This window comes from Luteimonas sp. MC1750, from assembly GCF_016615955.1.
Taxonomy (GTDB): Bacteria; Pseudomonadota; Gammaproteobacteria; order Xanthomonadales; family Xanthomonadaceae; genus Luteimonas.
On sequence record NZ_CP067113.1, the window covers coordinates 2,680,719 to 2,698,326 of the forward strand.

Below are 17,608 nucleotides of genomic sequence, written 5' to 3' on the forward strand. Positions count from 1 at the left end.
TGCAGATGAACCGCATGAAGAAGATGCTTCGCGGGACCGGCCTGGTGCTGCTGCTGGCCGCCTTCCTGGCTGCCTGGATCCTGCTGCCCTGGCCGGCGCTGCTGGCGCTGGCGGTGGCCTTTGCGCTGTGGATGATCCTCACCCGCAGCGGCCGCCAGGCGGCGTCGGTGACCGGCGTGGGCGTCAGCACCCTGGGCCAGCGCGTGGGCTCCTCGTCCGTGGTGGTGATCGGCATCGCCGGCGTGGTCGGGGTGCTGGTGGCGCTGCTGGCGATGGCCGAGGGCTACCAGCACACCGTCAGCAGCAGCGGCGACGAGGAGACCGCGGTGGTGCTGCGCGGCGGCTCGTCGGCCGAGCTGATGTCGGTGATGACGCGCGACGCGATCACCGCCATCGAGCGCGCGCCGGAGATCGCCCGCGACGCATCGGGCAGGCCGCTGGCCTCGCCCGAGCTGGTGGTCGCGGCCAACCTGCCGCAGCGCGCGAATGCCGCCGAAGACGGCAGCGTGCAGCTGCGCGGCGTCGGCGACATGGCCTGGGCGGTGCGTCCGAACATCCAGCTGGTCGAAGGTCGGCGCTTCGAGCCAGGCAAGCGCGAACTGGTGGTCGGCAAGGGCGCGCGCCGCCAGTTTGCCGGACTCGAGCCCGGCGCCGAGCTGCGCCTGGGCAACCAGCCGTGGACGGTGGTCGGCGTGTTCGAGTCCGGCGACGCGATGGAGTCGGAGATCTGGGCCGACGCCGAGGTGGTCGCCACCACCTACCGCCGCGGATCCAGCCGCGCCTCGGTCTTCGCCCGCCTCACCGCGCCCTCGGCGTTCAAGGCCTTCAAGGCCACGCTCGACGCCGATCCGCGCCTGCAGGTCGAGGCGCAGACCACGCTGGCGTATTTCCAGGGCCAGTCGGCGGGCGTGTCGAAGGTGCTGCGCATCATCGGCATCGTGGTCGGCTCGATCATGGCCATCGGCGCGGTGTTCGGTGCGCTCAACACCATGTTCGCAAGCGTCGCCTCGCGTGCGCGCGAGATCGCGACGCTGCGCGCGATCGGCTTCCGCGGCATCCCCGTCGTGGTCGCGGTGATGCTGGAGACCATGCTGCTGGCCGCGCTGGGCGGTGCGCTGGGCGGGCTGCTGGCCTGGCTGGTGTTCAACGGCTACACCGCGTCGACGCTCGCCGGCGGCGTGGCCCAGCTGACCTTCGAGTTCAAGGTATCGCCGGAGCTCCTCTGGCAAGGCCTGAAGTGGGCGCTGGCGATCGGCTTTGTCGGCGGCCTGTTCCCGGCGCTGCGTGCGGCGACGATGCCGGTGACCGACGCGCTGCGCGCGGCGTGAGGCGAAACCGCTGCGGCGGTGCCGGCGGCTGCCGGCACCGCCCGACGCGGACGCCGCCTTGGATCAGGCCTGCTGCGCCACGATCCGCCGCCGCGCGCGGATGAAGCCGTCGATGGCGAACACCGCCAGGCCCAGCCATATCACCGCGAAGCCGATCGCCCGGTCGCGGCCGAAGGCTTCGCCGAACACCAGCACGCCGCACAGCAGCTGCAGCGTCGGCGCGAGGTACTGCAGCAGGCCGACGGTGGACAACGACACCTGGCGCACCGCGTAGGCGAAGCCGATCAGCGGCAGCGCGGTGAGCGCGCCACCCAGCACCAGCAGCAGGTTGGTGCCCCAGCCCCAGCGCAGGTCGCTGAAGCCGCCGTCGCCGCCCAGCTCGAGCCAGGCGAGCAGCGCCGCGGCCGGCAGCAGCAGGTACAGGTTCTCGACGCCGAGGCCGGCCACCGCGTCCACCTGGGCCTGGCGCCGGATCAGCCCGTACATCGCGAACGAGCCTGCCAGCGCCAGCGCGATCCACGGAAAGCTGCCGTAGTTGAACGTCAGCCACAGCACCCCGCAGGCCGCCAGCGCCACCGCCACCCACTGCGCCGGCACCAGCCGCTCGCGCAGGAAGACCACGCCGATCACCACGTTGAGCAGCGGATTGATGAAGTAGCCCAGGCTGCTCTCGACCACGTGCCCGGCGTTCACCGCCCAGACGTAGAGGCTCCAGTTGAAGCCGATCAGCAGGCCCGAGGCCAGCAGCATGCCGGCCAGCCGCGGCTGGGCGAAGACCGCGCGCAGCCAGCCGCGGCCGCGGGTGAGGGTGAGGAAGGCCGCGACCAGCAGCGCCGACCACAGCGCGCGGTGCAGCACCACCTGCAGCGAGGGCACGTGCTTGAGCAGGTGCCAGTACAGCGGCATCAGGCCCCAGATGATGAAGGCCCCCACCGCCATCCACAGGCCGCGGGTGCGCGCGTCCATGCTCAAGCGCGCGTCTCCGCGTCGGTCGCCGCCGCGATCGGCTCGGCCACGGTCGAGGGCGCGGGCTGCAGCGAAGCCCGGCGGCGGCGCGCGCTGGCCACGGTGATCGCCACCACGCCGGCCAGGATCACCGCCATCGCGCCGATGTCGTGGGCGCCGAAGCGCTCGCCGGCGAGCAGGGTGCCGAGCAGCACGGCGATCACCGGGTTGACGTAGGCGTAGCTGCCGAGCAGCGATGCGCGCACGTTCTGCAGCAGCCAGGCATAGGCCGAGAAGGCCACGATCGAGCCGAACACCGCGAGATAGGACACGGCCAGCCAGCCGCGCGGCGTCGGCATCGCGGTGATGCGTTCGCCCAGCAGCCAGCCCGCCACCGTCAGCAGCACGCCGCCGCAGAGCATCTGCGCGGCGGCGGCCATGAACGGCGACGGCAGCGCGCGCCCGCGGCTCCAGACCGAACCGAAGGCCCAGGCCAGCGGCGCCACCAGGAGCGCGACCAGCCCCTGCGGCGAGGCGGTGAGCGAGCTGCCAGCGTTGAGCCAGGCGACGCCGGCGAAGCCGATCGCCAGGCCGACGATCTCCAGGCGCGACGGCCGCTCGCCGCGCAGCGCCGCGAACAGGCCGATCCACAGCGGGCAGGAGGCCACCGCCACCGCGGCGAGTCCCGAGGACACCGTCTGCTGGGCGATGCACACCATGCCGTTGCCCAGGCCGAGCAGCAGCAGGCCCATGATCCAGAGGTCGCGCCACTGCGCGCGCGTCGGGGCCGGAACGCCGCGCAGGCGCAGCAGCACGTAGAGCAGCCCGCCGGCGGCAAGGAAGCGGCAGCCGGCCATCAGCAGCGGCGGCCAGCCGCCTTCCAGCGCGAAGCGGATCCCGAGGTAGGTCGAACCCCAGACGACATAGACCGCGCCCAGCGCAAGCACGACGGCCATGGGGCCGGGCGACGACGGGCGGGATCCGAGGGACGGCGAAGCGGCACCCATGCTGGCGTCCGGGCGAAGTGTGGAAGGAAAAGCGGCAGGGCCCGCAGGCGCGGGCCGGAGCGCGATTCTACGCCTGCACGGCCCCGGCACGCCCGTGCGGAAATGCCCACGGTCGCGATCGCATCACCCGCCGGGGCGGCTACCGCCGTAATGCCGCCTCCCTGTAGGAGCGGCTACAGCCGCGATCGCCTGGCGATGCCGAAGGCTGCTGGCTGGCGTGACTCCTGATCGCGGCTGTAGCCGCTCCTACAGTGGGCGGGGCGCCGGGGATCAGCGCGCCCGCGCCCGGCGCCCGGGGACGGGAGCGGCGTGGATCAGCGCGCCCAGCGGCCGGGGGCGGTGGATTCGGGCAGCACGACGCCGGACAGCTTGCGGTCGGCGTCGAGCAGGCGCACGGCATCGGCGAGGATCGCCGCGGACTCGCGCAGCAGCGGGTCCGGACGCTTCTCGGCGGCGTCCTCGCGTGCGGTGTCGGTTGCGATGTCGCGCTCGTTGGCGGTCAGGCCGTCATCGTCGGACAGCTCGGCCAGCGGATCCAGATCCAGGCCCAGGCGCTTGCGCTCGTCCTGGCGCTGCGCGCGCTTGGCCGTCTGGCGGTCACGCTCGGCGCGGCGCTCGGCCTCGTTGAGGGAGATGTACTCCTTGTCGGCCTCGGCGCGGAACTCGGCCACGTCTTCCTTCCACCACTGGAATTCGCGATCGCGCGCCACGCGCGCCGAGTGCAGCTCGTCCAGGCGCGGCAGCAGCGGCGCGAAGTTTCCGTAGCGGGTGTGCTGCACGGCCGAGATGCGGGTCCAGGGCAGCGCGTTGTCGTAGGTGCTCTCGCCGAACTCGCTGCCGTTGACGGTGGCCGGGAAGCGGATGTCCGGCACCACGCCCTTGTTCTGCGTGCTGCTGCCGCCGGGCAGGAAGAACTGCGCGATGGTCATCTTGACCTGGCCATGGCGCGTGCCTTCGTTGGCCGGCCAACGGTCGAGGTCGAACAGGTTCTGCACCGTGCCCTTGCCGAACGTGGTCTCGCCGATCACCAGCCCGCGGCCGTAGTCCTGGATGGCGCCGGCCACGATCTCCGAAGCCGAGGCCGAGGCGCGGTTGACCAGCACCGCCAGCGGGCCGTCCCAGGCCACGCCGGCCTTGCGGTCGGACTCGACGTTGACCCGGCCGCCTGACTCGCGCACCTGCACCACCGGGCCGGTGTCGATGAAGAGGCCGGTGAGCTCCACCGCCTCGTTGAGCGAACCGCCACCGTTGTTGCGCAGGTCGAGCACCACGCCGTCCATGCCCTTGCCGCGGAATTCGCCGAGGATGCGCGCGACGTCGCGGGTGGCCGAGGCGTAGTCGCCGTTGCGGCTGCGGCGGCCCTCGAAATCCTGGTAGAACGCCGGCAGCTCGATCACGCCGATCCGCCGGGCGTCGCCCGCGGGGCCGGCCGGGATGTTGATGATCTTGGACTTCGCGGCCTGCTCCTCGAGCCTCACCTTGGCGCGGGTCAGGGTGATCCGCACCGGCTCGCTGTCGAGCAGCGCCTCCACCGGCACCACGTCCAGGCGCACCTGGCTGCCCGCCTTGCCCTTGATCTTGTCGACCACGTCGTCGATGCGCCAGCCTATGACGTCCTCCATCGGCCCGCTGGTGCCCTGGCCGACGCCGACGATGCGATCGCCCGGCGTGAACTTGCCGCTGCCCGCGGCCGGACCGCCGGCGATCAGCTCGCGGATCACCACCACGTCGTCCTGGCGCTGCAGCTGGGCGCCGATGCCTTCCAGCGACAGCGACATGCTCTGGGTGAACAGGTTGGCCGTGCGCGGGTTGAAGTAGTCGGTGTGCGGATCGATCGACGCGGTATAGGCGTTGAGGAAGGTCTGGAACGCGTCTTCCTGGTTGAGCTGCGACACGCTGGTGGCCATGTTGGCGTAGCGCTTGTCGAGCGTGGCGCGGATCTCGGCCGGCGGCTTGCCGGCCAGCTTCAGGCGCAGCCAGTCGTTGCGCACCGACTTCTGCCACAGCGTGTCGAGCTCGGCCTGGTCCTTCGCCCACTCCGCGTCCTCGCGGTCGTAGTACCAGCGTTCGACGGCGTCGAAGGCGAAGATGTCCGTGCCCAGCAGGTCGCGCGCGTACTGCACGCGCTCGGCCACGCGCTGCTTGTAGATCGCGTACATCTCCATCGCCGCCGTCGGATCGCCCTGGCGCACGGCCTCGCCCAGCTTCGGCTCGTGGCGCTGGAAGCGCGCGACGTCGGTCGCATCGAGGAACAGCTTGTTGCCGTCCAGCGCCTCGAGATAGCGGCGGAAGATGTCCTGCGACAGCGAGGCGTCGAGGCCGCGCGGGCGATAGGCGTAGCGGCTGTCCGACAGCAGGCCGTAGACCAGCTTCGACGTGGTCGCGTGGTCGGTGGACGGACCGGCCGGGATGGCGTCGCTGCCCGAGCGCGCCATGAGCGCCAGTGGCATCGCCAGCGCGAGTGCGACGACGGAAGTGGACAGGACTTGGCGTGCTTTCATGGGTGCTCGGTGCTCACGTGGGGGGCGTCGCGTCCTGCCCAACATGGCCCGCCGGCGGCAGGCTGCACAGTGCTGGAAGTCGCTTCGAAGCGCCCTCGGACCACTCTAACCGCGGCCCTGGGGCGAGGTGTGAACAGTTCGCCAAGCGGCGTGCAGCCGCGTTCAGGCGACGACGCCGGCGTCCGCGGCCTGCAGGTCGGCGTGGTAGGACGAGCGCACCAGCGGCCCCGACGCGACATGGTGGAAGCCCAGCGCCATGCCGTAGTCCTCGAAGGCCTTGAACGCCTCCGGCGTCCAGTAGCGCAGCACCGGATGGTGGTGCGCGCTGGGCTGCAGGTACTGGCCGATGGTGACCATGTCGACATCGTGAGCGCGCAGGTCGCGCAGCGTGGCTTCGACCTGTTCCTGCGTCTCGCCGAGGCCGAGCATGATCCCCGACTTGGTGGCGACCTCCGGGTGCTGCGCCTTGAAGCGCTGCAGCAGGGTCAGCGACCACTGGTAGTCCGCGCCCGGGCGCACGTTGCGGTACAGGTCCGGGACGGTTTCGACGTTGTGGTTGAAGACGTCGGGCGGGTTGGCCGCCATGATCTCCAGCGCACGGTCCATGCGCCCCTTCCCGCGGAAGTCAGGGGTCAGGACCTCGATGCGGGTCTGCGGTGTCAGCGCGCGGATCGCGGTGATGCAGTCGACGAAGTGCTGCGCCCCGCCGTCGCGCAGGTCGTCGCGGTCGACCGAGGTCACCACGACGTACTTCAGGCCCATGTCGGCGACCGTTTCGGCCAGCCGGCGCGGCTCGTCCGCATCCGGCGGGTTCGGCCGGCCGTGGGCGACGTCGCAGAAGCTGCAGCGGCGCGTGCACACGTCGCCCAGGATCATGAAGGTCGCGGTGCCGTGGCCGAAGCATTCGTGGATGTTCGGGCAGCTCGCGTCCTCGCAGACCGTCACCAGCCGGTTCTCGCGCAGCTTCGACTTCAGCGCCGCGACCGCGCCGTTCGACGGGATCCGCACCCGGATCCACGACGGCTTGCGCAGCACCGGCGCATCGACGAACGCCACCGGCGACCGCGCGATCTTGTCGCCGGCCACCTGCTTCACGCCCGGCACCAGGGACAGCGGCGCATCGGCGACGACTTCGAGCGGGATGGCCTTGGCGGCGGGGATGTTGGTCATTTCTTTTTTTGCCACGGATTTACGCGGATAAGCGCGGATTTGCACGGATCGAGCAAGAACGCAGAAAGAGCAGGAGCATTGGCCACGAATTTGCGCGGATTCACGCGGATAGAGCAAAACCAGTGAAAAAGTTCTTCGCCTGATCCGTGTGAATCCGCGCTTATCCGCGTAAATCCGTGGCAAAAGCTTCTTCTTCCGAAGCCTCCACCACCGCCAGATCGAACTGCGCGGCAAGGGCCGCGACCAGCGCGGGGCGGGCGGCCTGGAGGCTTGCAGGACCGCCGCAGTCTACCACCGAGGTCACGTCCAGCCCGGCGTAGCCGCAGGGGTTGATGCGGTGGAAGGGCTCCAGGTCCATGGCGATGTTGAAGGCCAGGCCGTGGAAGCTGCGGCCGTGGCGGACGCGGATGCCGAGGGCGGCGATCTTGGCGCCGCCGTCGACGTAGACACCCGGCGCGCCCTCGCGGCGCTGCGCGTGGATGTCCCAGCCGGCGAGGGTGTCGATGAGCGCCTGCTCGATGCGGCAGACGTAGTCGCGCACGCCCAGGCCCAGGCGCCGCAGGTCGAGCAGCGGATAGGCCACCAGCTGGCCGGGGCCGTGGTAGGTCACCTGGCCGCCGCGGTCGACCTTCAGCACCGGGATGTCGCCGGGCAGCAGCACGTGCTCCGGCTTGCCGGCCTGGCCCAGGGTGAACACCGGATCGTGCTCGACCAGCCACAGCTCGTCCGCGGTATCGGGATCGCGCGCGTCGGTGAAGGCCTGCATCGCGCGCCAGACCGGCTCGTAGGCCATCCGGCCGAGGTCGCGGACCCGCAGTGGCCGTTTGCCCGCGGCGACTACAGCGTCCACTTCACCTCGGGATGCTCGCGCAGCGCGGCGTGCGCGCTCTCGTACTCCTCGCGCGAATTGGCGCGGAAGGCCAGCCGCACCGAGACGAAGCGGCCGCCGCTCGAGGGCCGGCTGGTCAGGGTCTCGTGGAGCACGGTCAGCCCGGCCGCGCGCAGCAGGTTGGGCACCTCGACCTCGAGGCGTGCGGAGGCCGGACCCATCGCGGTGATCTCGAAATCGCCGGGAAACTGGAAGCCGTGTTCAGGGTTGTCGGACTTGATTTCCATGCCCCGGATTATGGACCCGCCCGCGTCGGATCCCAATGCCGCGGCCGCAACGGTCCGGACCGCGGCGGGCCGCGCAAAGGCCGGTGCGAAGGCCCCCTGCCGTATTGCGAGGTGAGTGCACCGACCCGCAAGGAGCCCCCATGTCCCGCACCTGCCACGCCCTGTTCGCCGTCGCCCTGCTCGCCGCGCCCCCGCTGGCGCTCGCCCAGCAGGCCGATGTCCCGGTCTGCTCGCGCAACCTGGGCAGCATCGCGGTCATCGAGCCGACCGGCCAGAACTGGTGGACCGGCCAGCGCCTGGCCTCGCCTGCGGCCCTGATCAAGGTCTACGTCAACCGGTCGCGCTGCTTCACCCTGGTCGATCGCGGCACCGGCATGCAGGCGATGCAGGCCGAGCGCGCGCTGGCCGCGTCCGGCGAGCTGCGCGGCGGCTCCAACATCGGCAAGGGCCAGGTGCGCGCCGCGGACTACGTGCTGGTCCCCGACGTGGTCTCGCAGAACCGCGACGCCGGCGGCACCAACATCGGCGGGCTGGTCGGTGGCCTCCTGGGCAACCGCCGCGCCGCGGCGGTGGTCGGCGGCGTCAACCTCAAGCGCAGCAGCGCCGACGTGGTGCTCACCGTGACCGACGCGCGCTCGTCCGAGCAGGTGGCGATGACCGAAGGACATGCCACCAAGACCGACGTCGGCTGGCGTGGGGCCGGCGGCGGGATCGGCGGCGCGCTGCTGGCCGGAGGCGCCTCCGGCTACGCGAACACCGAGATCGGCCAGGTCGTGGCCCAGGCCTACCTGCAGGCGTACAGCGACCTGGTCGCCCAGCTCGGCGGACTGCCCTCCGATGCCTCGGCGTCGAACGTGTCGCAGGCGGTCACGCTGACGCGCCCGGGCCGGCTGCTGGCCGCGGCGGACGGCAGCGGCACCGCGGTACGCGACCTCGAGCCGGGGATGCTGCTCTATCCCACCGGCACCAGGGTGGGGACGATGTGGGAAGTCGAGGACGAGGTCGGCAACCGCGGCTGGGTCAACTCGGCCCAGCTGTCGAACGCGCGCTGAGGCGCGGGCCTACAGCGACTGCCACCACATCAGCAGCTCGTGCCACAGGCGCTTGAAGAAGCCCGCTTCGGGCACCTCCTGCAGCGCCACCAGCGGCGCCTCGGCCACCAGCTTGCCGTCGAGCATCACCCGCACCTTGCCCACGGCTTCGCCCTTGGCGAGCGGGGCCACCAGGGTGCGCGGCACGTCCATGCTCGGCTGCAGCTTCGCGTACTGGCCGCGCTGCATGCTGACCAGCAGCGGCTGGGCCACGCCCAGCCCGATCTCGTTGGCTTCGCCCTTCCAGACCTTCTGCGTCGCGACCGGTTCGCCGGCGGTGTACAGCTCGTGGGTCTCGAAGAAGCGGAAACCCCAGTTCAGCAGGGCCTGCGAATCGGTCGCGCGCTGGCTCTCGCTGGTCGAACCCATGACCACCGAGATCAGCCGCTGGTCGCCGCGCTTGGCCGAGGCCAGCAGGCAGTAGCCGGCGCCCGAGTGGTGGCCGGTCTTGATGCCGTCCACGCTCTTGTCGCGCCACAGCAGCACGTTGCGGTTGCGCTGGGTGATCGGCCCGACGGTGAATTCCTTGATCGCGTTGTAGGCGTAGTGCTCGGGGAAGTCGCGCGCCAGCGCACGGCCCAGCGTCGCCAGGTCACGCGCGGTCGAGTAGTGCTCCGGGCCCGACAGGCCGGTGGCGTTCTCGAAATGGGTGTCCTTCATGCCCAGGCGTGCGGCATGGGCATTCATCAGCGAGGCGAACGCCTGCTCGGAGCCGGCGATGTGTTCGGCCAGGGCGATCGCGGCGTCGTTGCCCGACTGCACGGTCATGCCCTTTTCCATCTCCAGCAGCTTCGCGGTCTTGTTGACCTCGAAGCCGCTGTAGCTGCCGTCGGTGCCGGCGCCACCGGTGCGCCAGGCGTTGACCGACATCATGACGTCGTCGTCGTTGCTGATCTTGCCCGCCTTCATTTCGGCGGCGATCACATAGCTGGTCATCACCTTGGTGATGCTGGCCGGCTCCACGCGCTGGTCGACGTTTTCGCCCGCCAGCACCTGGCCGGTGGCGAAGTCCATCAGCAGCCACGCGGTGCCGGTGACCGCCGGCGCGTCCGGCACCGGCAGCTGGTCACTCAGGGCGGCGACCGGCGGCGCGGGAGTCGGCGCAGGCGCGGGGGTCTGGGCGAAGGCGAGGCCGAGCGTGGCGGCGGAAACGGCGGCGAGCAGCGCGACGCGGGCAGCGTGGGCTTTCATCAGGCAGGGAACTCCGGGAATTTCGGGCCACCCGTGTCGGGGCGGCGTGAACAGGCGTTGATTCTAACCGTGCGGGTCACTCGCGCACGGGCTGCGGCGCGCCGAAGCCGAGGCCGGCGACGCGGGCGCTGAGGTCCGCGACCGTCGCCGGAGCGACCGGGCCCACGCGCAGGCGCCAGACCGGCTTGCCCGCCGACGTCCCGTCCTGGAGGCGTGCCTCGCCGATCCCGGCGCCGCGCAGCATGGCGAGCGCGCGTTCGGCGTTGTCGCGCGAGCCGAAGGCGGCGACCTGGAGCAGGATGCCTGCGGCGGACATCCGCGCGGACGCCGGAGAGGCCGCGGGCGCCGGAGCGGCCGCGGGCGCAGGCGCAGGCGCAGGCGCGGACGACGTGGACCCTGCCGCGGCCAACGCGGGATCGCGCGGGTCGGGCTTGCCGGCCCGGCCGGTGGCCACGCGCGCGCGGCGCGACTTCATCCAGGCATCGAATTCGTCGGCGGTCATCGCCCGCCCGTCCTGGTGCATGTCGAAGCGCCAGTCGCCGCTGCCGGCCGCCTTCGCCGGCTGGGCAGTGGGCGCATCGGCCGCCTGGCCGCCGGCCTGCGTGGCGGCGGACGCCTCGGCGCGCAGCGCGGCGGGCTGAGAGACCGCGGCGATCAGTGCCGGCGGCGCGACGGCCGGTGCCTGCACGCTGGCCACCAGGCCGTCCATGGCGCTCGGCGGCGCCGGCTGCGGCTTGCCGGTCGCGACGCGCACGCCAGGCGGCAGTCCGGTCGCGGGATCGATGGCGGGCGTGGTCGCAGCGGTGCGCGTGTCGGCAGGTCGTTCGCGCGCGTTCTCGCCCGGACCCAGGGCGCGCACTTCGACCCGCGCGGTGCCGCGCGGATGCACGCCGATCTTCACCGCCGCGGCATAGCTGAGGTCGACCACGCGGCCCTCGTGGAACGGGCCGCGGTCGTTGACGCGCACCACCACCGACTGCCCCGTGTCGAGGTTGGTCACCCGCGCGAAGCTCGGCAGCGGCAGCGACTTGTGCGCCGCGGTGAACGCGTACATGTCATAGACCTCTTGGTTGGAGGTCCGTCGGCCGTGGAACTTCTGGCCGTAGTACGACGCCAGGCCGCTTTCGACGAAGCCTTCGGTGTCGTCGAGCACGCGGTAGGTCCTGCCCAGCACCTTGTAGGTCGGGCCGTTGCCATAGCGCGAGCGCGGCAGCTCGACCACGTCCGGCTCGGGAATGGCGTCGACGTCCGGCAGATAGTCGGGGATCGTGTCGGAGACGCCCGGCTTGTACAGGCCGCCTGCGACGTAATCGCCGCGGGTGGACGGATCTTCCTGCGCCGGGGCATAGGGCGACACCCGGGTGCCGGTGGCTGGCGTCGCCTGCGCAGCGGGACCGGCCGCCGTGCCGCCGCCCGGCGCATCACGCTTCGGCGTGCCCGCGCAGCCCGCCAGGAGCACGGCGAACATGACGATGGACCAGCACGCCGACCGCGCGCGCCGGGGCCGCCTCACGGCCCGCGCCCCGCGATCGCCTGCGCGAGCTGGTGCACCGCCAGCGAATACATCGGCGAGCGGTTGTAGCGGCTGATGACGTAGAAGTTGCGGTAGCCCAGCCAGTATTCGCGTCCTGCGTCGCCGTCGAGGGCGATCACGGTGGCGCCCTCGCCCACCGGCTGGCCGGCGCGCGGGGTGAAGCCCAGCTCGGCCAGCCGCGGCAGGGGATGGTCGGGCTCGAGCGACTTCGGATCGCCGCTGGGCACGAAGTCGGCCACGCCGTCCGCCTTGTCCGCGCGCGCGACCACCGGGCCGCCGCGCTGCCAGCCATGCACCACGAAATAGTTGGCGATCGAGGCGAACACGTCCGGCTTGTGGGTCAGCAGGTCGCGACGTCCGTCGCCGTCGCCGTCCTTCGCCCACAGGCGGTAGCTCGACGGCATGAACTGGCCCATGCCCATGGCACCGGCGTAGCTGCCCTTGAGCGCGGCGAGGTCGAGCTGCGGCTCTTGCTTCTCCAGCGCGAACAGCTGCGCCAGCTCGCCGGCGAAGAAGGGCGCGCGCCTGGGGAAACCAAAGGCCAGCGTGTACAGCGCGTCGAGCACGCGATGGTTGCCGGTGATGCGTCCGTAGCTGGTCTCGACGCCGATGATGGCGACGATGTACTCGGCCGGCACGCCGGTCTCCGCGGCGACGCGGTCCAGCGCCGCGCGGTTCTCGGCGTAGAAGGCCTTGCCACCGCTGATGCGCGCGTCGTTGATGAAGATCGGGCGGTAGTCGCGCCAGGGGCGCACCGCCTCGGCCGGCCGCGACATCGCGTCGATGATCGACTGCTTGTGCTCGGCACCGGCCAGCACGCTGCGCACGTGCGCCGGGTCCACGCCGTAGGTCGTGGCGGTGTAGTCGACGAAGTTGGTGATCCGCTGCGCGCGCTCGATCGCCGGATCGGTCACCGGAGGCGGGGCCACCGGGCGTTCGGGTGGCTGCGGCACGGGCGCGAGCAGCCCGGGAGCCTGCGCCGGGGCCGCGGCAGCGGCTTCGACCGGTACGGCATCGGCGGCCGCCGCCGGATAGTGGACGATGGGAGGCGCGCAGGCGGCAAGCAGCAGCGGCGCTGCCAGGACCGGCAGCAGGCGCGGTCGAGGCGTGGTCGGTCGCGGGTGTCGGTTCATCGGCGGCGAGGTTAGCACGCGCCTGCAGCCCGCCAGGGCGCCGCGTTCATGCACGGTTGTGGCGCTCAGCGGCCGCGCACGGGGCGTGCGGCGTGCACCGCCATCACCACGCCCATGCCTGCCAGCAGCGACACCGCGGCGGTGCCGCCGAAGCTCAGCAGCGGCATCGGCACGCCGACCACCGGCAGCAGGCCGGAGATCATGCCGCCGTTGACCAGCACGTAGACGAACAGCGCCAGCCCCAGCCCCCCGGCCAGCAGCCGCCCGAAGCCGTCGCGCGACTCGGCCGCGATCCACAGGCAGCGCCCCACCACCACCAGGTACAGCGCCAGCACGGTGACCACGCCGATCCAGCCGAACTCCTCCGACAGCACCGCGAAGATGAAGTCGGTGGTGTGCTCGGGCACGTAGTTCAGGTGCGACTGCGAGCCCTGTCCCCAGCCCTGCCCGCGCAGGCCACCGGAGCCGATCGCGATCTTCGACTGGATGATGTTCCAGCCCGCGCCGAGCGGATCCGACTCCGGGTCGAGGAAGGTCAGGATGCGGTCCTTCTGGTAGGGCCGCAGCATCCAGAACCAGGCGGCCGGCGCCGCGGCGGCGATGCCCGCGGCCGCGGCCACGAACCACCACCACGACATGCCGGCGAGGAACAGCACGAACACGCCGCTGCTGGCCACCAGCATCGCCGTGCCGAAGTCCGGCTGCAGCAGGATCAGCCCGGTCGGCACCGCGAGCAGCAGCAGGCCGACGACGGTGGTGGCGAAGGACGGCGGCTGCGGCCGCGAGTTGAGGTACCAGGCCACCATCATCGGCAGGCTGAGCTTGAGCAGCTCGGCCGGCTGGAAATAGAACACGCCCAGGTTGAGCCAGTGCGCGCCGCTGCGCCCGGTGCCGAGGAACAGCACCGCGACCAGCGGCAGCAGCGACAGCACATAGGCCGCCGGCGCGGCGTCGCGCAGGCGAAGCAGCGGCACGCGCGACAGCAGCCAGAGCACGCCGAGCCCGACGCCGTAGCGCGCGCCCTGCGACAGCACCAGCGCCGGGTTCTGCCCGCCGGCGCTGTGCAGCACGGCAAGCCCGATGCCCATCAGCGCCACCAGCGCGCCCAGCAGCACCCAGTCCAGGGTGCGCACGAAGCGCAGCAGCAGGTCGAGCAGGAAGCGGAGGATGAGGTTCATCGCGCCGGCGTCCGGGGTGCGGGCGCGCCGGCATCGGCGCCACGGCCATCCGGCACCGCTGCGGTCTCCGCCGCTAGGGGACTGCCCGGTCCTGCGAGCACGGCGGATTCGACGTTGCCGAACAGGTCCACCACCGGCACCACCTCGCCGTCGGCGCCGGGCATCACCGGCATCTGGCCCAGCAGCCAGGCGTCGAAGATGCGCCGCGCGATCGGGGCCGCGGTGCTGCCGCCATAGCCGCCGTGCTCGACCACCACGGCCAGCGCGATCGTCGGGTTGTCGGCCGGCGCGTAGCCGGCGAACAGCGCCTGGTGGCGCAGGTGGTAGGGCAGCGAGCGCGGATCGAGGCTGACGCTGCCGCGGCGGCTGATCTTCTGCGCGGTGCCGGTCTTGCCGGCCATGCGGTAGGGCGCGCCGCGCGCCATGGCGATGGCGGTGCCGCGGCCGTGGATGGTGTTTTCCATGCCTTCCTGCACCGCGCGCAGGTGCGACGGGTTGTCGGTGATCCGCGGCGCCGGCGCAGCCGGCAGCGGGAGCCACGGCGCGTCGTAACCGGTGCGGCGCTCGGCCACCAGGCGCAGCGGGTGCAGGCTGCCGCCGTTGGCGATGGCCGCGGTGCCGCGCGCCATCTGCAGCGCCGTGGCCACCCAGTAGCCCTGGCCGATGCCGGCGATCACGGTTTCGCCCGGGTACCAGGGCTCGCGGCTGTTGCGCGACTTCCATTCGCGCGAGGGCACGATGCCCGAGGTTTCGCCGGTCAGGTCGATGCCGGTGGGCTCGCCGAAGCCGTAGCGGTGCATGTACTCGGCCAGGCGGTCGATGCCCATGTCGTAGGCGAGCTTGTAGTAGTAGTAGTTGATCGAGCGCGAGATCGAATCGCGCAGGTCGACCCAGCCGCCGCCGCGGCCCGCATCGCGGTAGCCGCGGCTCTGGCCGGGGATGAAGAATTCGCCGGTGGAGAACACCCGGCTCTCGGGCGTGCGCAGCCCGCTGTCGACGCCGGCCAGCGCCATGAACGGCTTGACGATCGAGCCGGGCGGGCCGCCGCCGAGCACGTTGCGGTTGAACAGCGGCCGCGCCGGATCGTCCATCAGCGCGCGGTAGTCGGTGCTGGAGATGCCGTTGACGAACAGGTTGGGGTCGTAGCTCGGCAGGCTGACCATGGCCAGGACCTGGCCGGTGGCCGGATCCACCGCCACTGCCGAGCCCTGCATCTCGCCGAACGCGGCGACCATCGCCCGCTGCAGTTCGACGTCCACCGACAGCCGCAGGTCGGCGCCCGCCGTGGCCGGGACCAGGCCGAGCCGGCCCAGCGCGCGGCCCTCGACGTTGGTCTCCACCTGCTCGTAACCGACCAGGCCGCGTAGCGCTTCGTCGTAGTAGCGCTCGAGTCCGGTGCGGCCGGTATGGGTGAACACGCCGTGGGCCTCGCCGTAGCGCGCGATGTCGCTTTCGTCCGTGCGGCCCACGTAGCCGATCACGTGCGCCAGCAGGTCGCCGTAGGGGTAGCGGCGGTTGAGGTAGGGCACCAGCTCCACGCCCGGGAAGCGCCAGCGCTCGACCGCGAAGCGCGCCGCTTCGACGTCGCTGATGCGCAGCTTGAGCGGGATGGCGCGGAAGCCGCGCGTGGTCCTGCGCGCGGCCTCGAAGCGCTCGATGTCCTCGGGCGCCAGCTCCACCACCTGCGACAGCGCCGCGATCAGCGCCTGCGGGTCGCCGGCCTCGTCCGGGGTCACGTCGAGCCGGTAGGCGGGCACGTTGTCGGCCAGGATGCGGCCTTCGCGATCGAGGATCAGTCCGCGCCCCGGCACCACCGGCCGCGGCTTGATGCGGTTGGCCTCGGAACGCATGGCATAGGCGTCGTGGTCGAGCACCTGCAGCTTGAAGTACCAGCCGGCCAGGCCCAGCAGCGACAGCAGCACGACGGCGAAGCCGAACAGCGCGCGCCCGCGGAACAGGCGCGCCTCGGCCACGGGGTTGCGCAGCCGCCGGGGCTTCCGGCCGCGCGCGCCGGCCATCACAGGCGTGCGCCGCGGCCCATGCGCAGCGCGTCGAGCAGCACGAACAGCGGCGCCCAGAGCAGCATGCCCACCAGCGGCGCCCACCAGTAGGCCAGCGGCAGCACCGGCTCGCCCAGCGCCAGGTGGACGATGGTGCTGATGACGCGGTCGTTGAGCAGCAGGCCGCCGATCGCCAGCGCCTGCTGCGGGATCGGGAAGAAGCGCAGCTGGGTGCGGAAGCGCTGCAGGATGAAGGCCATCACTACCAGCCGCAGGCCCTGTTCGCCGAGCAGGCCGCCGAAGGCGACATCGGCGACCAGGCCGACCGCGAAGGCGAAGCCGAGCCCCACGCGCTCGCTGTCCTCGATCACCCAGTAGGCGACCACCAGCGCCAGCCAGTAGGGACGCAGCGGCTGCAGCAGCCCCGGCATCGGCAACAGGCCGAGCAGCAGCGCCAGCAGCACGCTGACCGGCAGCACCCAGGAGCGTCCGCGCGCGCTCATTCCGCGGCCGCCGCGGTGGCCGCCGGATCGGCGGGAATGGCCTCGTCGACGCGCGGCGGCGCCGCGCTGGCCGGCTGGTCGCGCAGCAGCAGCACGTCGCGGCCGCGGTCGAGCTGGGCCGCGGCGTCGACGTCGCCGACGAGGAAGGCGCGGCTGTCGTCCGGGCGCAGCGCGGCGATCGTGCCCACCGGGAAGCCCGGCGGGAAACGGCCGCCCAGACCCGAGGTGATCACCACGTCGCCCGCGCGCACGTCGCTCGACAGGGGCACGTTGCGCAGCTCGAGCATGTCGCTGCGGCCGGTGCCGTAGACGATCAGGCGAACGCCGGTGCGCGCGACCGCCACCGGCACCGCGTGGTCCGGATCGGTCAGCAGCAGCACGGTGGCGGTGGACGGCGTGGCCTCGATCACCTGGCCGACCAGCCCGCCGGCGTCGATCACCGCCTGGCCCCGGCGCACGCCGCTGGCGGTGCCGGCATTGAGCATCAGGCGCTGGCGCGTCGGGTCGAGGTCGACGTCGAGGATCGGCGCCAGCTGCACGTCCTGGCCGCCGCGCTCGGCGGCGCCCATCAGGCCGCGCAGGCGTGCGTTCTCCTCGGCCTCCACCTGCAGGCGCGCCTGGCGCGCGGCGCCCAGCAGCAGCTCGTTGCGCAGCAGGCGGTTCTCCTCCGCCAGCCGGGTGCGGGTGGCGGCGTCGTCGCGCAGGTCCTCGCCCAGGCGCGAGGGCAGCCCGGCCAGCCACCACAGCGGCTGCATGGCGACGCTGGCATGGCCGCGGACCTGGGCCAGCCAGTCGCCGCGGTGGTCGAGCACGATGAGCGCCACCGAGATCGCGAGATAGGCCAGCAGCCGCAGCGTGCCGGTGACGTCACTCGATCGGGGGGTGGCGGGACCGGCGTAGTGGGACACAGT

General features: G+C 72.0%; 13 protein-coding genes and 2 pseudogenes. 2 read left to right on the forward strand and 13 right to left on the reverse strand.

Features of this window, described 5'->3' with window-relative positions; all coding sequences use genetic code 11:
* The first annotated feature begins 14 nt into the window (after window positions 1-14).
* Window positions 15-1,328 (forward strand): ABC transporter permease, encoded by a 1,314-nt coding sequence (locus JGR68_RS12580; RefSeq protein ID WP_199362651.1) that lies wholly within the window; start codon window positions 15-17, stop codon window positions 1,326-1,328.
* 63 nt (window positions 1,329-1,391) lie between these two features.
* Here JGR68_RS12580 and rarD read toward each other — a convergent pair whose 3' ends face one another.
* The 6 genes and pseudogenes from rarD to JGR68_RS12610 all read right to left on the reverse strand — a co-directional run bounded on the left by rarD (window position 1,392) and on the right by JGR68_RS12610 (window position 8,067).
* Window positions 1,392-2,294: an EamA family transporter RarD gene (rarD, locus tag JGR68_RS12585; RefSeq protein ID WP_199362652.1), complete on the reverse strand. Its 903-nt coding sequence runs from the start codon at window positions 2,292-2,294 to the stop codon at window positions 1,392-1,394.
* 83 nt (window positions 2,295-2,377) lie between these two features.
* Window positions 2,378-3,280, reverse strand: a pseudogene (yedA, locus tag JGR68_RS12590) (drug/metabolite exporter YedA); the annotation flags it as partial.
* A gap of 314 nt (window positions 3,281-3,594) precedes the next feature.
* Window positions 3,595-5,781 (reverse strand): carboxy terminal-processing peptidase, encoded by a 2,187-nt coding sequence (locus JGR68_RS12595; protein WP_199362373.1) that lies wholly within the window; start codon window positions 5,779-5,781, stop codon window positions 3,595-3,597.
* Between the two features lie 162 nt (window positions 5,782-5,943).
* On the reverse strand, window positions 5,944-6,951 hold the full coding sequence (gene lipA / locus JGR68_RS12600) for a lipoyl synthase (RefSeq protein WP_199362374.1): 1,008 nt from the start codon (window positions 6,949-6,951) through the stop codon (window positions 5,944-5,946).
* Between the two features lie 160 nt (window positions 6,952-7,111).
* Entirely contained in the window at window positions 7,112-7,801 is a 690-nt protein-coding gene (lipB, locus tag JGR68_RS12605; protein ID WP_199362375.1) for a lipoyl(octanoyl) transferase LipB, read from the reverse strand.
* Window positions 7,789-8,067, reverse strand: coding sequence for a DUF493 family protein (locus tag JGR68_RS12610; protein ID WP_199362376.1), 279 nt, complete (start codon window positions 8,065-8,067; stop codon window positions 7,789-7,791). The genes lipB and JGR68_RS12610 overlap by 13 nt, the downstream gene beginning before the upstream one ends.
* A gap of 140 nt (window positions 8,068-8,207) precedes the next feature.
* Here JGR68_RS12610 and JGR68_RS12615 point away from each other — a divergent pair, with 140 nt between their 5' ends.
* Window positions 8,208-9,119, forward strand: a complete 912-nt coding sequence (locus JGR68_RS12615; RefSeq protein ID WP_199362377.1) for a CsgG/HfaB family protein — start codon at window positions 8,208-8,210, stop codon at window positions 9,117-9,119.
* Window positions 9,120-9,128: 9 nt separating this feature from the next.
* Here JGR68_RS12615 and JGR68_RS12620 read toward each other — a convergent pair whose 3' ends face one another.
* The 7 genes and pseudogenes from JGR68_RS12620 to mreC all read right to left on the reverse strand — a co-directional run bounded on the left by JGR68_RS12620 (window position 9,129) and on the right by mreC (window position 17,605).
* The gene (locus JGR68_RS12620; RefSeq protein WP_199362378.1) at window positions 9,129-10,349 is read right to left on the reverse strand and encodes a D-alanyl-D-alanine carboxypeptidase family protein; all 1,221 of its coding nucleotides are present in this window, start codon (window positions 10,347-10,349) and stop codon (window positions 9,129-9,131) included.
* Between the two features lie 76 nt (window positions 10,350-10,425).
* A complete protein-coding gene (locus JGR68_RS12625) occupies window positions 10,426-11,817 on the reverse strand; it encodes a septal ring lytic transglycosylase RlpA family protein (RefSeq protein WP_199362379.1) in 1,392 nt (463 codons plus the stop codon).
* A 41-nt stretch (window positions 11,818-11,858) separates the two neighbouring features.
* Window positions 11,859-13,016: a lytic murein transglycosylase B gene (gene mltB, locus JGR68_RS12630; RefSeq protein ID WP_199362380.1), complete on the reverse strand. Its 1,158-nt coding sequence runs from the start codon at window positions 13,014-13,016 to the stop codon at window positions 11,859-11,861.
* 65 nt (window positions 13,017-13,081) lie between these two features.
* Complete coding sequence (rodA, locus tag JGR68_RS12635; RefSeq protein WP_199362381.1) at window positions 13,082-14,194, reverse strand: rod shape-determining protein RodA; 1,113 nt, start codon at window positions 14,192-14,194, stop codon at window positions 13,082-13,084.
* A 167-nt stretch (window positions 14,195-14,361) separates the two neighbouring features.
* Window positions 14,362-16,212: pseudogene (mrdA, locus tag JGR68_RS12640) on the reverse strand (penicillin-binding protein 2); the annotation flags it as partial.
* The gene (gene mreD / locus JGR68_RS12645; RefSeq protein WP_199362383.1) at window positions 16,212-16,697 is read right to left on the reverse strand and encodes a rod shape-determining protein MreD; all 486 of its coding nucleotides are present in this window, start codon (window positions 16,695-16,697) and stop codon (window positions 16,212-16,214) included. The gene mreD and the pseudogene mrdA, both read right to left, overlap by 1 nt.
* Window positions 16,694-17,605, reverse strand: a complete 912-nt coding sequence (gene mreC / locus JGR68_RS12650) for a rod shape-determining protein MreC (RefSeq protein ID WP_199362384.1) — start codon at window positions 17,603-17,605, stop codon at window positions 16,694-16,696. Before mreC ends, mreD begins: the two co-directional genes overlap by 4 nt.
* Window positions 17,606-17,608 lie beyond the last annotated feature (3 nt).

Bases quoted from the DNA above. Each gene is read 5' to 3' on its own strand.
- rarD (WP_199362652.1), bottom strand. From the start codon at position 2,294: ATGGACGCGCGCACCCGCGGCCTGTGGATGGCGGTGGGGGCCTTCATC.
- JGR68_RS12610 (WP_199362376.1), bottom strand. From the start codon at position 8,067: ATGGAAATCAAGTCCGACAACCCTGAACACGGCTTCCAGTTTCCCGGC.
- lipA (WP_199362374.1), bottom strand. From the start codon at position 6,951: ATGACCAACATCCCCGCCGCCAAGGCCATCCCGCTCGAAGTCGTCGCC.
- JGR68_RS12620 (WP_199362378.1), bottom strand. From the start codon at position 10,349: ATGAAAGCCCACGCTGCCCGCGTCGCGCTGCTCGCCGCCGTTTCCGCC.
- JGR68_RS12595 (WP_199362373.1), bottom strand. From the start codon at position 5,781: ATGAAAGCACGCCAAGTCCTGTCCACTTCCGTCGTCGCACTCGCGCTG.
- mltB (WP_199362380.1), bottom strand. From the start codon at position 13,016: ATGAACCGACACCCGCGACCGACCACGCCTCGACCGCGCCTGCTGCCG.
- rodA (WP_199362381.1), bottom strand. From the start codon at position 14,194: ATGAACCTCATCCTCCGCTTCCTGCTCGACCTGCTGCTGCGCTTCGTG.
- JGR68_RS12625 (WP_199362379.1), bottom strand. From the start codon at position 11,817: ATGTTCGCCGTGCTCCTGGCGGGCTGCGCGGGCACGCCGAAGCGTGAT.
- JGR68_RS12580 (WP_199362651.1), top strand. From the start codon at position 15: ATGAAGAAGATGCTTCGCGGGACCGGCCTGGTGCTGCTGCTGGCCGCC.
- mreD (WP_199362383.1), bottom strand. From the start codon at position 16,697: ATGAGCGCGCGCGGACGCTCCTGGGTGCTGCCGGTCAGCGTGCTGCTG.
- JGR68_RS12615 (WP_199362377.1), top strand. From the start codon at position 8,208: ATGTCCCGCACCTGCCACGCCCTGTTCGCCGTCGCCCTGCTCGCCGCG.